Genomic DNA, 14,585 nt, shown 5'->3' with positions numbered 1-14,585 from the left:
TACAAATAAATGTGTGTCAAAGGTTATAGCCCAACGCGACTAATGGAGGTTAGTCCAGAGCGTCGGGATGAAGTTTCCGGGCATTGTGCCCGATTCAGACTGATAACGCGCTGAATCGTGCCGAAGACACACCGACCATGAAAAATAAAAAAGTTCCCTTGAGAGGCAAAAGAAACCAAAATTGGTGCCGATAGTAAGTCAGCACCCCAGAACGGGGGCTATTTACAGTTGAGACACGCCATTTGCGAGGTGAGCAATGGGCACAGTACACACAGCAATGCCGCCACAAACCCTGTACGTCACGATTCGTCGTGATGAATTGCGCCAGTTGAAGGACGAACGCGACCAATTGAAGCAGGAACTGGCGCAGTTGCGCGCGTTGACCCAGGGCGTTCAGCCCAAACCGCTTCCGGTTGTTCAGCGCCACCCGCACGCCTGATCTCCCCGCCTGATCCGGGAATGGCAAACGCTGTTCCCGTCATGTTGCACCTCTGGCCGCTTCGGCAGTAATTAACAAAACTTTCACATTCCCTTCGTGATACTCCGCCCCTATTCTGGCCGTACCCTCGCGTACGGCCTCCGTTCGTCGGCTTCACGGATGTCCCGGCGGTGGTAGTAACGATTGAGCTGGAGCGCCGAATGGCATTGTTCAAACGCAGCAAAACGACTGCGACAGGTTTCGACTGGGCCGGTTTTATCTGGCTGTTTGTGTTCTTCTGGTACTTCTCGGGTATTACCCAACTGCTGATTCAGATCACCGGCACCTCCGGTTTCACCGGGTTCCGTCAGGCGTTCGTGATGAGCGCGATCTGGCTGGCTCCGATGCTGCTCTTCCCCAAGCGCACAAAACTGCTTGCCGGCATAATCGGTTTGGTGCTGTGGGCCTGTTCGATGGCCAGCCTGGGCTACTTCTTTATCTATCAGCAGGAGTTTTCCCAGAGCGTCATCTTCATCATGTTCGAATCGAACGTGTCCGAAGCCGGCGAGTACATGACCCAGTACTTCGCCTGGTGGATGGTTCCGGCGTTCCTCGCTCATACCGCGTTTGCCTATTTCCTGTGGACTCGCCTGCGCCCGGTGTACATGCCCCGTGGCCGCGCCATGGTCGCTGCCGCCGCCATCGTGATCGCGGTGGTCGGCTATCCGCTGGTCAAGCAAACCCTGCGCATGGGCAACTTCGCTCAGGGTTTCGAGAAGTTCGAAACCCGCATCGAGCCCGCCGTGCCATGGCAAATGGCCGTGGCGTATCACCGTTATCTCGACACACTGGCTGACATGCAGGGCATGCTGCACAGTGCGAGCAAGATCCCGCCGCTGAAAAACCTCAAGACTGCCTCGGCCGATCAGCCATCGACCCTGGTGCTGGTGATTGGTGAGTCGACCAATCGCCAGCGCATGAGCCTGTACGGCTACCAGCGCGACACCACACCGGAACTGGACAAACTCAAGGATCAACTGGCGGTATTCGACAACGTCGTCACCCCGCGTCCTTACACCATCGAGGCGTTGCAGCAAGTACTGACGTTCGCCGACGAAGAAAATCCGGATCTGTACCTGTCCACGCCTTCGCTGGTCAGCATGATGAAACAGGCGGGGTACAAGACCTTCTGGATCACCAACCAGCAGACCATGACCAAGCGCAACACCATGCTCACGACCTTCTCCGAGCAGGCTGACGAGCAGGTATACCTGAACAACAACCGTAATCAGAACGCCGCCCAGTACGATGGCGACGTGATCGAGCCGTTCAACAAGGCCCTGACGGATGCGGCGCCGCGCAAGCTGATCGTCGTGCATCTGCTCGGCACCCACATGAGCTATCAGTACCGTTATCCGCCGACCTTCGACAAGTTCAAGGACCGCAACGGGGTACCGGCCGGCGTGCGTGACGACCAGGTGCCGACCTACAACAGCTACGACAACGCCGTGCTGTACAACGACTTTGTCGTGTCGAGCCTGATCAAGGATTACGCCAAATCCGATCCGAACGGTTTCCTGCTGTATCTTTCTGACCACGGTGAAGACGTGTTCGACTCGGTCGGCCACAAAACCCTTGGGCGTAACGAAAACAAACCGACGGCGCCGATGTATACCATTCCGTTCATGGCCTGGGCCTCGCCGAAATGGAAGGAAAACCATGACTGGAACTTCGCTGCCGACCTGCAGCGACCGTACAGCAGCTCGCACCTGATCCACACCTGGGCCGACATGGCCGGTTTGAGTTTCGATGAACTGGACCGCAGCAAGAGCCTGGTGAGCGACAGCTTCAAGGTTCGTCCACTGCTGATCGGCGACCCGTATCAAGCTGACCAGCGAGCGCTGATTGATTTCAGCCTGATGAAGCCGAAACCCGCCTCACCCGCACCCGCGGATGTCGCGCAAAAGTAATACCGCGAAGGGGCCGAAACCGGCCCCTTTTTCATGCCTGCAACATTTTCAAATAACAATATTTCTCGTTTGATACTAAATCGCAGAACTGTGCTTCGTCTTTGAACAAACGGAATTTTTCCCTCGAAGACAAGGAGTCGGCTGCGATGTTCGCGCCCATTACCCGTTCCATGACCCTCACGCTCGGCCTCTGCGGCGCCGCACTGAGCCCCGATCTGCTGGCGGAATCCGAAGCGGAAAAACCGTCGGAGCCTGCTGCCACGGCGTTGGAACTGGCATCGACCAGCGTCACCGCCCAAGGCCTTGGCAGCAACACCGAAAACACCGACGCCTACACCACCGGTGCCATGAGCACCGCGACGCGGATGAACCTGTCGATCAAGGAAACCCCGCAATCGGTGTCCGTGGTCACCCGCCAGCAAATGGATGATTTCAAGCTCGGTACATTGTCCGAGGCCATGGGTCAGACCACTGGCGTGGTGGTGCAGCACCTTGACTCGGATCGGGTCAACTATTCGTCGCGCGGCTATTCGATCACCAACTTCCAGATCGACGGAATGCTCAACACCTTCGATCGCATGAAGACCGATGCCGACACCATCATTTACGACCGCATCGAAGTGGTTCGCGGTGCAACCGGCCTGACCACCGGCGCGGGCGATCCTTCGGCGACCATCAACATGGTGCGCAAGCGTCCGACGGCGCAATGGCAGGCGCTGGCCGGGGTCAGCGGCGGCAGTTACGACAATTACTACAGCTACGTGGATGTTGGCGGCCCGCTGGCCTTCGATGGCCGCCTGCGTGGGCGCACGGTAATGGCCTATCGCGACAGCCAGTCGATCCGCGACAAGTACGCGCTGCAACGCGAGGTCGGCTACGGGATTCTTGAAGCAGACTTGACTGATTCCACCGTGCTGGCGGTGGGTTATGACTATCAGGATAAACAGGTGCAAGGGTCGTCATGGGGTACCGTGCCCTATTGGAATGCCGACGGCAGCAAGGCAAAACTGGGCCGTTCGACCAACATGGCGACGTCCTGGAGCTCTTGGCCACTCAAGGACAAAACCGCGTTCGCCACACTGGATCAGGAACTGGCGGGAGGCTGGCGTGTGAAAGCGGCCTACACCCACCGCACCAGCGATGTCGACGGCAAGATCTACTACGGCGGCGCCGGCTATCCCGAGGCTGACCGCAGCGGCATGGTCGCCTACACCTCGCACATGATCGGCACGCAGAAAATGAGCGTCTATGACTTCAACGTCTCTGGTCCTTATTCGCTGCTCGGCCGCGAGCACGAATTGATGCTCGGTTATGGCGAAGCCGAACACCGCTCATATGCCCCGAAAACCTTCACCGGCAGTCTTCCCGCCGATTACGGCAAGATCCGCGACTGGAAGTACATGGGCAACATCGGCAAATTTCCCGACACCGTCAGCGATTTGACCGGTTCAAGAGGCAGCACCCGGCAAAAGGCCGGCTATATCGCCACGCGCTTGAGCCTGACTGACGATTTGCATGCCGTGATCGGCAGTCGTTACGGCAGTTGGGAAGGCAAAAATGCCGATTACTACTATGACGATAACCGGCAACTGACCCGCGTTGACACGACTCATCAGCAGCAGAACGACATCTGGACCCCCTATGCCGGCCTGCTCTACGACTTGACCCCGCAATACACCGCTTACGTCAGCTACACCGATATTTTCAAACCGCAGAACAACCGCGACAGCAGCCGCAAATACCTGGAACCGGTGGTTGGCAGCAACTACGAAGTGGGGCTCAAGGGCAGCTTGCTGCAAGAGCGGCTGAACGTTGCAACGGCGCTGTTCTGGAGCAAGCAGGAGAACGTTGCCGAGCGTGACAATTCCGTCCCGCCGGATCCGGCCACTGGCGAAGAGTTCTACAAATCCGGCGGCAAGGGCAACAAGGTCAACGGCTTCGAAGCCGAGGTCTCCGGCGAAATCCTCGACGGCTGGAACATGACTGCCGGTTACACCTACACCCATTCGGTAAACGGCGATAAACAGCGCACCAATGAAAAAGCGCCGCTGAACCTGTTGCGCATTTCCACGGCGTATCGTTTGCCGGGCAACTGGCAGGCATTGACCGTGGGCGGTGCGGTGAACTGGCAAAGCAGCATCTATGGCGATGCGAAACGCCCCGTCGGTCGCGATGCAGCCGGTAAGTTCATCACTGAAAGCACCCGGATCAACCAGGGCGCGTACACCGTGGTCAAGTTGATGTCGCGCTATGCCATCGACAAAAACCTCTCGGCCTCGCTGAACGTCGACAACCTGTTCGACAAGAAGTATTACGAGAACGTCGGTTTCTACAACGGCGTGTACTGGGGCGATCCGCGAACCGTGACGTTGAGTCTGGACTGGAAGCTCTGACAGCGCTGCAAGACCGAACCTGTTGGGGGATAACCCTCCTCCAGCAGGTGTTAACCCCGAGTTAATTCCCGCCGCACAAACTTCCTCCCGAAGTCTGCTTCATGGACGAACGGCTCCCACTTGTTAAGTAGGAGGCACCATGAAAATCACCACTGCAATCCTTGCCGGGCTACTCGCCCTTGGTTCCACCAGCGCCTTCGCCGAAGGTGGCGCAGAACGCATGCGCTATTACTACGACAACTTCCCGGTACACCACGCGCAAAGCGAGCAATCGAGCGACGCCAAAGCGAAAGAAATCCGGGTTCCAGCCGATCAGACGGCGCAAGTGACCGAGTCCTATCGCGACTGAGTTTTTATCGAGCAACCGATGGACCTCCCACGACTGTGCGCAGGATGGGGAGATGACAGTTGGGCGCCCTTTTCGGGCGCCTTTTTTATGCCTGCAGATCCTTGATCCAGAACAGCATGCGCCCGTGATTCGGGTCGAACATGCCAGGCGCAAAGCCGAACTTGCTGTAGGCGTTTTGCGCAATTGCATTGCCTTCCAAGACTTCAAGAGTGATCTTGCAGCAGCCGCGCTGCCGGGCGATTTCCTCGACCTTGCGCAGCATTTTCTGACTCAGCCCCAAACCGCGAAACTTGCTCATCACCGCCACATCGTGGACGTTGACCAACGGCTTGCAGGCGAAGGTGGAAAAGCCCTCGAAGCAGTTCACCAGCCCGGCCGGCTCGCCGCCGACAAACGCCAGCACGCTGAATGCATGTGCTCGCCGCGCCAGTTCTTCAGGCAACCGGCGCAGCAATTCAGGGTCGATCGGGTGACCGCCGCCCATGGGGTCTTCTGCATAGTGATTGAGCACCACGCCGATGGCCTCGGCGTGCAGTGGATTGGTGTAACTGGCTTGAAGCACAAGAATTTCTGCGGAATCCATTTCCATCCCCAAACACACAAAGGCCCCAACGCGCAAAGTGCTTGCTGAAAGGCTCTCCGACCTTAGCGCGAGCGTGATGCGAAAAGCAAAATCAAAAGATCAATGCCCCCAGACCAGCTCCTCGGTCCAGCCCAGTTCAGCGAAATCCACGGCTCGTAATCCGGCCTCGCCTACGCAGAAAAACTCGTCCAGTTGCGGAGGCTCCACCGATGTATCACTGAGCATCGCGTGGACCTGGCCACGGTGATGAATCTGGTGCTCGAACAGATGCGAAAGCATGCGCAGACGACTGTCGTGCTGTGGGGTATCGCGGGCGATGGTCACGATACGTCCAAGATCGGCATCGCGCAGTTGCTCGCAATAAGCGATCAGCCTCCGGTCTACATGGGCCTGTTCTTCGCGCAATCGAGCAGCGTCGGTAAACGGTTCGTCAGCGTTGAAAAACACATAACAGTCCGGGTGTGGCTCATCACCGCGCAACTCGCGCTCCAGCGCATCCACGTAGAACCAGTCGCACGTCAGGATGTGATTGAGGGTCAGGCGGATGCCGGGAAAGAAACTCACCCGTGGCGCTGTCAGTGCTGCGTCGTCGAGTTGCGTCCATGCCTTGGCCAAGCGGTGATTGGCCCAGGCATTCTGGTAAGCCATGGTCAGCAGATGATGGGATAGCGGCTGAGTCATGTATGCACCCTCTTCACTCAAGCTTCGGCAAAGCGCTGCAACTGCATCTCTTGCAAACGGCTGAGGGTCCGCCGGAACGGGAATTCCAGATAGCCCTCGGTGTACAGCGCGTCCATGAGCACGTGTGCCTCGATGTACAGCGGTACCTTGCGGTCGTAGCACTCGTCGACCAGCGCGATGAACCGCCGGACGCCATCGTCGTGAACCGACAACTGCGGCAATTCACGATCACCCGCCATCACCCGCTGGGCGCCGTCTTCGGTGCCGCGAGCGATGCGCCCTTCGCGCTTCTGTGCGCTGAGGTTCGGCACGTCGCTCAAAAGAATAGCCCGATAGATGTCGCACAGTGCGATGAAATCCATCGCGGCAAACGGTTGCTCGCACAGATCAGCGTAACGGCACCACAGTACGGTTTCACTGGCCTGCACCACCTTCAGCACGCGATGGCCAACCGGCACCGGCTCGGTGCTGGACGATTGCCCGGACGTCAGCGCTTTAAAGACTTCATCTAATGCACTGACGCCCTCGGGAGCGGCAACAAAGTAGCGCTGCTGGATCGCCCCCGGATGCAAACGATGATCCTCGGCGCCGTTCACCGCGACCACTTGCATATGCGCCTTGATCGCGGCGATCGCCGGGACGAAACGGTCGCGATTGAAGCCGTCGGCGTACAAATCATCCGGTGGCAGGTTGGACGTACAGACCACCACCACGCCTTCGTCGAACATCACCTGAAACAATCGCCCGAGAATGATCGCATCGCCGATGTCGTTGACGAACAGTTCGTCGAAGCAGAGTACCCGCACCTCTGCCGCCAGCTCTTTGGCCAATGCGCGCAAGGGATCGGCGATCCCGGTCAACTGGAATGAACGTTGGTGCACCCAGCCCATGAAGTGATGGAAATGCTGACGCCGCGCCGGCACCCGCAGGCTCTGATAGAACTGATCCATCAGCCAGGTCTTGCCGCGCCCGACCGGCCCCCACAAATACACCCCGGTGATCGAACGAGCGCCGGAGTGCAAGGCTTCGTGGCATTTTTGCAGCGCCCAGACGGCATGCTCCTGAGCCTCATCCTGGATGAAACCCTTGTGTTCGATGGCGTGCTGCCAGGCGCTTAGCGGGGAGTCGAAAGTCATGCGCGGCAGTATGCCACGATGCCCTGCAGCCCAAACATCCCCTATAGGAGCTGCCCGAGCCTTCGGCAGCTCCTACACAGGTTTTTGTGGGCTTCAGAGATCGACTTTGTGCCTGGCGGCGTAGAGGCAGAGCATTTCCATGGCCAATGTCGCCGCCGCAAGCGAGGTGACTTCCGCGTGATCGTAGGCCGGCGCAACTTCCACTACGTCCATGCCCACCAGATTAATACCGCGCAGGCCGCCGAGAATTTCCAGCGCTTGCACGGTGCTCAATCCGCCGCACACCGGCGTTCCGGTCCCCGGGGCAAAAGCCGGGTCAAGGCAGTCGATGTCGAATGTCAGGTACACCGGGTTCTCGCCCACCCGTGCCCGGATCGCCTCGACAATCGCCTCGCAGCCTTGCCGATGCACCTGTCGGGCGTCGAGTACCTGAAAGCCCTGATGATCATCGTTGGTGGTGCGCAAACCGATCTGCACCGAACGCGCCGGGTCTACCAAACCTTCCCGCGCGGCATGCCAGAACATGGTGCCATGATCGACTCGTTTACCCTCCTCGTCCGGCCAGGTATCGCTGTGCGCATCGAAGTGGATCAGCGACAGCGTGCCGTGCTTGCGTGCGTGGGCCTTGAGCAGCGGATAGCTGATGAAGTGGTCGCCACCGAACGTGAGCATGGCGCTGCCGGCACTGAGAATATATTCAGCGTGGGCCTCAATGCTTTCCGGGATGGTGTGCGGCGAGCCGTAATCGAAATCGCAATCGCCGTAATCGATCACTGCCAGATGATCGAACGGATCAAATGCCCACGGCCAGTGGCGTTCCCAGGCAATGCCGCTGGACGCTGCGCGAATCCCCCGTGGCCCGAAGCGCGCGCCCGGACGGTTGCTGGTGGCGGTGTCGAACGGCACGCCGCTGACCGCCACGTCGACACCGCGCAAGTCACGACTATAGCGGCGGCGCATGAAACTGGTGATCCCGGCGTAGGTGCTTTCGGCGGCAGTGCCGAACAGGCTGTCACGGGTCAGGGCCTGGTCATTGAGCATGGGCTGATCCATCGGTGTGCTCCTGTTGTTATTGATGAGTTATTGATGGCTACGGAAAGTGGTCCACAGACGCGTGCGCTGACGCATGTCCTTGAGGTTCATGCTGCGGTCGGCGTAGAGCCGTTCGCGCACGTCGGTCGGTGGGTAGATATCCGGATCGTTGCGCACCGCCGCATCAACCAGCGGTGTCGCGGCCTGATTGGCGTTGGCAAAAAATAGTGTGTTGGTCAGTTCGGCCACCGAATCGGGGCGCAGCATGAACTCGATGAACGCCCGCGCCGCCTCGGGATGGGGCGCGTCTTTTGGGATCGCCAGGTTGTCCTGCCAGATCAGCGTGCCTTCCCTTGGAATGCGGTAGGCGACTTCGTACGGTTTGTTGGCCTTGCGCGCCTGATCGGCCGCCATGCTCGCGTCACCGTTGTACGTCAGCGCCAGGCACACATTGCCGCTGGCCAGATCGTTGATCTGGCGCCCGGTCGCAACATAGAGCACCGATGGCTGAAGTTTCTGTAACAACGCCTCGGCGGCGGCCAGATCCTGCTTGTCGGTGCTGTAGGGATCTTTACCGAGGTAGTGCAGCGCCAGCCCGATGACTTCCTGCGGAGAATCGAGCATCGCGATGCCGCAGTCCTTGAGCTTGCTCGCATATTCAGGCTTGAACAGTAAGTCGAGGCTGTTCAACGGCACGTCTGGCAGACGTTGTTTTACCGCCTCGACGTTGATGCCCAGACCGAGCGTGCCCCAGGTATAAGGCACGCCGTAGCGATTGCCAGGATCAACGGCGGCGAGTTTCTTTAGCAGATCCGGGTCAAGGTTGGCGTAGCCCTTGAGTCCATCGTGAGGAATCTCTTTTAGTGCTCCGGCCGCCAGCCCACGGGCCAATACGCTGGAGGACGGCACGACAACGTCGTAACCGCTACCGCCGGTGAGCAACTTGGTTTCCAGCACCTCAGAGCTATCGAACGTGTCGTAGCGCACGTGGATGCCGGTTTCCTGCTCGAAGCGCTGCAAGGTCTGCGGCGGCACGTAGTCGGCCCAACTATAGAGATTGAGGGTTTTGTCCTCGGCCTGAGCATTGATGACTACGGACAGCAACAGCGCGGGAAAACACAGCTTGAACACGGGAGCCATGACGAACACCTGACCGGAGGAAGTGGTGACAGAATGCGCGCTCGGATACATTGGCAAAATTCCAAGTTTATTAACCTGACTTTATTGCGGAGTAATGTGATGCTCGGGCAGCTTCACGATGTCGACCTGCAGCTGTTGCGCCTGTTCGTCCGGGTGGTCGAGTGCGGCGGGTTCAGTGCAGCGCAAGGCGAACTGGGCTTGAGCCAGTCGAGCATCAGCCAACAAATGGCCAAACTGGAAACTCGCCTCGGCTATCGCCTGTGCAGCCGTGGCAAGGGCGGTTTCAGTGTTACGCCCAAGGGCGAGCAACTGCTGATCGCTGTTCGCACCCTGTTCGAATCGATTGAAACCTTCCGCCATCAATCCAACGGCGTCGCCGGGCGTTTGATCGGTGAAGTGCGCCTCGGTATTTCCGAAGCGGTCGACCAATCGGTGTTGCAACGGGTGGCCGAAGCCATCCGCCGCTTCCGGGAACGGGATGAATCGGTGCGCATCGAGTTGATCAGCGCCATGCCCGGCGAAATGGAGCGTTTGCTATTGCAACAGCGGCTGGATCTGGCGATCGGCTATTTCTCGCAGGTGCAAAGCGCGTTCGACTACCGCCAGTTGTTCTGCGAGACACAGCACTTGTATTGCGCGCCGGGTCATCCGTTGTTCACGGACATTGCGCCCAGTGATGCCGCGATCGAGGCCTGTGACCGGGTCGATCATCCGTATCGGTTTTTGCGGTTTGATGAGCCGTTTCAGGGAAAACACTGCTCGGCGCGTTCGGAGCAGGTCGAGGGCACACTGGCGTTTATTTTGTCGGGCAAACATGTCGGTTATCTACCCGATCACTATGCGCGTGGCTGGCAGGAAAAGGGCTTGTTGCGTCCCGTGCGCGAAGGCGAGTTGAGTTTTGACGTGGCGTTTCATCTGGCTCGGCACCGGGCGCAGGTACCCGGGGATGCGCAGATTGCCTTTGAAGAGGATTTGCTTGCTGCGTTTGCATGAAGATTAAAAGATCGTCCGAACGCGGCCCGAGCCTTCGGCAGCGCCTACAGAGGGATAAACCTTCCTCGACCAATAAAACCTGACCTTTCAGGCAGTTTTATTGCGTTGCCCTCGCCGCCCTCTTCCGGCATTCTGCGCCTCCATTTTCTGACCCGGCCCCGCCTCACGGCACGCAAATCACCATGACCGCCTCTGAAAAAGCCCCACGCAACAACGATCTGATCTACGGCCTCAACGACCGTCCGCACCTCACTGCTACCGTGTTTGCCGCGCTGCAACACGTGTTGGCGAGCTTCGTCGGCATCATCACTCCGACCCTGATCATGGGCGGCGCCCTCGGCCTGCAAAGTGAAATCCCTTACCTGATCAGCATGGCGCTGTTCGTTTCCGGACTCGGCACCTTCGTGCAGGCCAAGCGGTTCGGCCCGGTCGGCTCGGGGTTGTTGTGCCTGCAAGGCACGAGTTTCTCCTTTATCAGCGTGATTCTCAGCGCCGGTTTCATGGTCAAGGCTCGCGGTGGCGGCACCGATGAAATCCTCTCGACAATTTTTGGCGTGTGCTTTTTCGCAGCATTCATTGAAGTGGTGCTGAGCCAGTTCATCGGCAAGCTGCGCATGCTGATCACCCCGGTGGTCACGGGCACGATCATTACGTTGATGGGCCTGTCGCTGATCAAAGTGGCGATGACCGACATTGCCGGCGGTTTCGGTGCGGCCGATCTGGGCGCGGCCAGCCATGTATTTCTGGCAGCGCTGGTGCTCGGCACCATCGTGGTGTTGAACCGCGTCGACGTGCCGTTCCTGCGGTTGGGCGCGATTGTGATCGGCCTGACCCTCGGCTACGTGGTCGCGTGGCTGATGGGCACCGTGGATTTTGCCAGCCTGCCTGAAGTGCCTCTGGTCAGCGTGCCGGTGCCGTTCAAGTACGGCTTCAATTTCGATTGGGTGGCGTTCGTGCCGGTGGCGGTGATCTTCCTCGTGTCGCCGCTGGAAGCTGCCGGTGATCTGACCGCCAACTCGATGATTTCCCGGCAACCGGTCAAAGGTCCGTTGTACATCCGCCGGATCAAGTCCGGGCTGCTCGCCGACGGTCTCAACTCGGCCATGGCCGCCGTATTCAACAGCATGCCGATGGTGACTTTTGCGCAGAACAACGGCGTGATTCAGTTGACCGGCGTGGCCAGCCGCTACGTCGCTTTCTTTATCGCTGGTCTGCTGGTGGTGTTGGGGTTGTTCCCGATGATCGGTGCGGTGCTGCAACTGATGCCGAAACCGGTACTCGGCGGCGCGGAACTGGTGATGTTCGGCACCGTCGCCGTGGCCGGAATCAAGATCCTCGCCGAGGCTGGCCTGCATCGACGCAACATGCTGATCGTGGCGATTTCCCTGGGTATGGGCCTGGGCATTGCCGCCGTGCCGGAAGTCCTGCGCGAGCTGCCACAAGCGCTGCGTAACATCTTCGAATCGCCAATCACCGTCGGGGCGTTGTGCGCTATCGTGCTGAACATCTTCCTGCCGGAAGAATTCATCGAACTGGAAGAAGACGACTTCGACCCGGAAGCCTCTATTCTTCAGGTCATGGAAAACCCGGATGTCCCGGCCAAAGGTGAACCTGCCTCGCCAGCGGCTGTCGCACAGTTGAACCGTTAAAAGCGACGCCTGCGAAAAAGGGCTGCGCCGGTAACGGTTCAGCCCTTTTTTGTTGAGAGACTGTTTATGCGCCGTCTGCAAGCCGTCATCCTGTCGCTACTGCTGTTGTCCCTCAGTGCCTGTGCGCTGTTCCCCAATCGCGATCCGGTGAATATCAATGTGGTCGGCATTGAGCCATTGACCAGCCAGGATCTTGAAGTGCGTTTCGCCATCAAGCTGCGCGTGCAGAACCCCAACGAAACCGCCATCGACTACAACGGCATCGCCCTGGATCTGGAAGTCAACGGCCACTCGCTGGCCTCGGGCGTGAGCGATCAGAGCGGCACCATCGGGCGTTTCTCTGAAGCCATCGTCAGCGTTCCGGTCAGCGTTTCCGCATTCTCCGTGCTACGCCAGACCCTCGGCCTGAGCCAGACGCAGACCCTCGAAAACCTGCCCTACGTGCTGCGTGGCAAACTCGCCGGCGGGCTGTTCGGCACCATGCGCTTTACCGACAGCGGCAAGCTCAGCCTGCCCAAGGCCAGCGCCGCGACCTGGTAAAAATGCGTTAGCTTCGCACGTCTATCAAAGACACTCATGGAGGCCGCAGGTTTATGGAAGACACACCCACGCTGTATACCGAACGGCTGATCCTGCGCCCTTTGCAATTGGCAGATGCCGAGGCCGTACAGCAACAGTTTGCGCACTGGGAAGTGGTGAGATACCTCAACGCCGCTGTCCCTTGGCCCTACCCGGAAGATGGCGCCCTCACCTATTTGCGTGACATGGCGCTGCCAGCGATGGTGGCTGGCAAGGAGTGGCATTGGTCGATTCGCCTGAAGGCCTCGCCGCAGCAGTTGATCGGCAATATCAGCCTGATGGATCAACAGGACAACAACCGTGGATTCTGGCTCGCGCCGGCGTGGCAAGGCCAGGGCCTGATGACCGAAGCCTGTGTGGCGGTGACTGACTACTGGTTCAAAACCCTCGACCGCCCGCTGATGCGTGTGCCGAAAGCGGCACCGAATATTGGCTCGCGCAGACTCTCCGAGCGTGCGGGGATGCGCTTGATACGTACCGATGAAGACAACTTTGTCAGCGGCCGACTTCCTCGGGAAATCTGGGAAATCACTCGTGAGGAATGGCAGAGCACTCAACACTGAACCCCGCCCCTGTAGGAGCTGCCGAAGGCTGCGATCTTTTGACCTTGATTGTAAAAAAAAAGATCAAAAGATCGCAGCCTTCGGCAGCTCCTACAGGGTTTCAAGTGACAGGAATTATGTGTTGAAACGCACACCCGGCTTGGCGCGTTCGTCCACAGACAATTCGAAGACATCCGGCCGCGCATAGTGGCCGACCACGTCGTAATCGTAGCGAGCGCGGATCAATTCGTCGGTATCGATTGCAGCCGTGAGCAACCCCGCCTCCCCGCGCAACGGCCCCGCCAGCACATCGCCCATTGGCCCGACAATCACGCTCCCCCCGGCAATCAAAGGTCGATCCGCTGGCCAATTGGCAATCTCCACCCCCAGTTCATCTGGCGATGCCTGCACCTGACAAGCACTGACCACAAAACAGCGTCCCTCATGGGCGATATGGCGCATGCTGACCTGCCACATCTCGCGCTCATCCACGGTCGGCGCGCACCAGACTTCAATGCCCTTTGCGTACATCGCCGTGCGCAGCAACGGCATCATGTTTTCCCAGCACACCACCGCGCCAAGCTTACCGACCTGCGTGTCGAGCACCGGCAACGTCGAACCGTCGCCCTTGCCCCAGATCAACCGCTCCGTGCCGGTGGGCATCAGTTTGCGGTGTTTGGCGACCAGACCGCCCTGCGGATCGAAGTACAACGCCGTGCAATACAGGGTGCTGCCGGCACGCTCGATCACGCCAATCACCAGATTGGCCCCGGTGCGGGCCGACAAACCGGCCAGCGCTTCGGTTTCCGCACCCGGCACATCAATGGCATTGGCAAAATACCGCGCAAATGCTTCGCGCCCTTCCGGCAGTCGATAACCCAGTTGCGTGCCGAATCCCTCACCTTTCGGATAACCGCCGAGCAACGCTTCCGGCATCACCACCAATGCCGCGCCGGACTCGATGATCGCCGCTTCCCAGCTCAGAATCTGCTCCAGGGTTTCGCCCTTGCCACCGGGCAAGGCACCGATCTGCAGCGCTGCAACAATTGATTTTGGCATCACAATGACTCCGTCAGTATCAAGTGTTGCTGATTCTCCAGCGCACAGCGATCATGAATAA

14 protein-coding genes are annotated in these 14,585 nt (G+C 59.0%); 8 read left to right on the top strand and 6 right to left on the bottom strand.

Translation table 11 applies throughout. The features are described from left to right. The first annotated feature begins 256 nt into the window (after positions 1-256). The 4 genes from ACA069_RS14185 to ACA069_RS14170 all read left to right on the top strand — a co-directional run bounded on the left by ACA069_RS14185 (position 257) and on the right by ACA069_RS14170 (position 5,130). Positions 257-439, top strand: a complete 183-nt coding sequence (locus ACA069_RS14185) for a DUF6026 family protein (RefSeq protein WP_283436578.1) — start codon at positions 257-259, stop codon at positions 437-439. 200 nt (positions 440-639) lie between these two features. Continuing rightward, positions 640-2,388, top strand: coding sequence for a phosphoethanolamine transferase CptA (locus tag ACA069_RS14180; RefSeq protein ID WP_497618134.1), 1,749 nt, complete (start codon positions 640-642; stop codon positions 2,386-2,388). A gap of 146 nt (positions 2,389-2,534) precedes the next feature. After that, positions 2,535-4,781: a TonB-dependent siderophore receptor gene (locus ACA069_RS14175; RefSeq protein ID WP_497618132.1), complete on the top strand. Its 2,247-nt coding sequence runs from the start codon at positions 2,535-2,537 to the stop codon at positions 4,779-4,781. 139 nt (positions 4,782-4,920) lie between these two features. Next, a complete protein-coding gene (locus ACA069_RS14170; protein ID WP_497618130.1) occupies positions 4,921-5,130 on the top strand; it encodes a hypothetical protein in 210 nt (69 codons plus the stop codon). 85 nt (positions 5,131-5,215) lie between these two features. Here ACA069_RS14170 and ACA069_RS14165 read toward each other — a convergent pair whose 3' ends face one another. The 5 genes from ACA069_RS14165 to ACA069_RS14145 form a co-directional block, all read right to left on the bottom strand. Continuing rightward, positions 5,216-5,713, bottom strand: coding sequence for a GNAT family N-acetyltransferase (locus tag ACA069_RS14165; RefSeq protein WP_187678356.1), 498 nt, complete (start codon positions 5,711-5,713; stop codon positions 5,216-5,218). A gap of 99 nt (positions 5,714-5,812) precedes the next feature. Then, entirely contained in the window at positions 5,813-6,394 is a 582-nt protein-coding gene (locus tag ACA069_RS14160) for a DinB family protein (protein WP_489879853.1), read from the bottom strand. 17 nt (positions 6,395-6,411) lie between these two features. Continuing rightward, positions 6,412-7,530, bottom strand: coding sequence for a cell division protein ZapE (gene zapE, locus ACA069_RS14155; RefSeq protein WP_497618127.1), 1,119 nt, complete (start codon positions 7,528-7,530; stop codon positions 6,412-6,414). Between the two features lie 93 nt (positions 7,531-7,623). Then, on the bottom strand, positions 7,624-8,583 hold the full coding sequence (speB, locus tag ACA069_RS14150; protein ID WP_497618125.1) for an agmatinase: 960 nt from the start codon (positions 8,581-8,583) through the stop codon (positions 7,624-7,626). Positions 8,584-8,610: 27 nt separating this feature from the next. Next, positions 8,611-9,702, bottom strand: a complete 1,092-nt coding sequence (locus ACA069_RS14145; protein WP_497618123.1) for a polyamine ABC transporter substrate-binding protein — start codon at positions 9,700-9,702, stop codon at positions 8,611-8,613. A 99-nt stretch (positions 9,703-9,801) separates the two neighbouring features. On the opposite strand from ACA069_RS14145, the gene ACA069_RS14140 reads away from it, so the two are divergent. The 4 genes from ACA069_RS14140 to ACA069_RS14125 all read left to right on the top strand — a co-directional run bounded on the left by ACA069_RS14140 (position 9,802) and on the right by ACA069_RS14125 (position 13,486). Then, positions 9,802-10,695, top strand: coding sequence for a LysR family transcriptional regulator (locus ACA069_RS14140; RefSeq protein ID WP_497618121.1), 894 nt, complete (start codon positions 9,802-9,804; stop codon positions 10,693-10,695). 182 nt (positions 10,696-10,877) lie between these two features. Then, positions 10,878-12,344, top strand: a complete 1,467-nt coding sequence (locus ACA069_RS14135) for a nucleobase:cation symporter-2 family protein (protein WP_305443510.1) — start codon at positions 10,878-10,880, stop codon at positions 12,342-12,344. A 66-nt stretch (positions 12,345-12,410) separates the two neighbouring features. Further along, entirely contained in the window at positions 12,411-12,884 is a 474-nt protein-coding gene (locus ACA069_RS14130; protein ID WP_497618119.1) for an LEA/WHy family protein, read from the top strand. A 53-nt stretch (positions 12,885-12,937) separates the two neighbouring features. Next, the gene (locus ACA069_RS14125) at positions 12,938-13,486 is read left to right on the top strand and encodes a GNAT family N-acetyltransferase (RefSeq protein ID WP_497618117.1); all 549 of its coding nucleotides are present in this window, start codon (positions 12,938-12,940) and stop codon (positions 13,484-13,486) included. A 114-nt stretch (positions 13,487-13,600) separates the two neighbouring features. Here the strand turns inward: ACA069_RS14125 and ACA069_RS14120 are convergent, their stop codons facing one another. Continuing rightward, complete coding sequence (locus ACA069_RS14120; protein ID WP_497618115.1) at positions 13,601-14,524, bottom strand: carbon-nitrogen hydrolase family protein; 924 nt, start codon at positions 14,522-14,524, stop codon at positions 13,601-13,603. Positions 14,525-14,585: the final 61 nt, after the last annotated feature.

Source organism: Pseudomonas sp. LBUM1652 (assembly GCF_059716105.1).
This window is presented reverse-complemented; position numbering and strand designations above follow the sequence as displayed.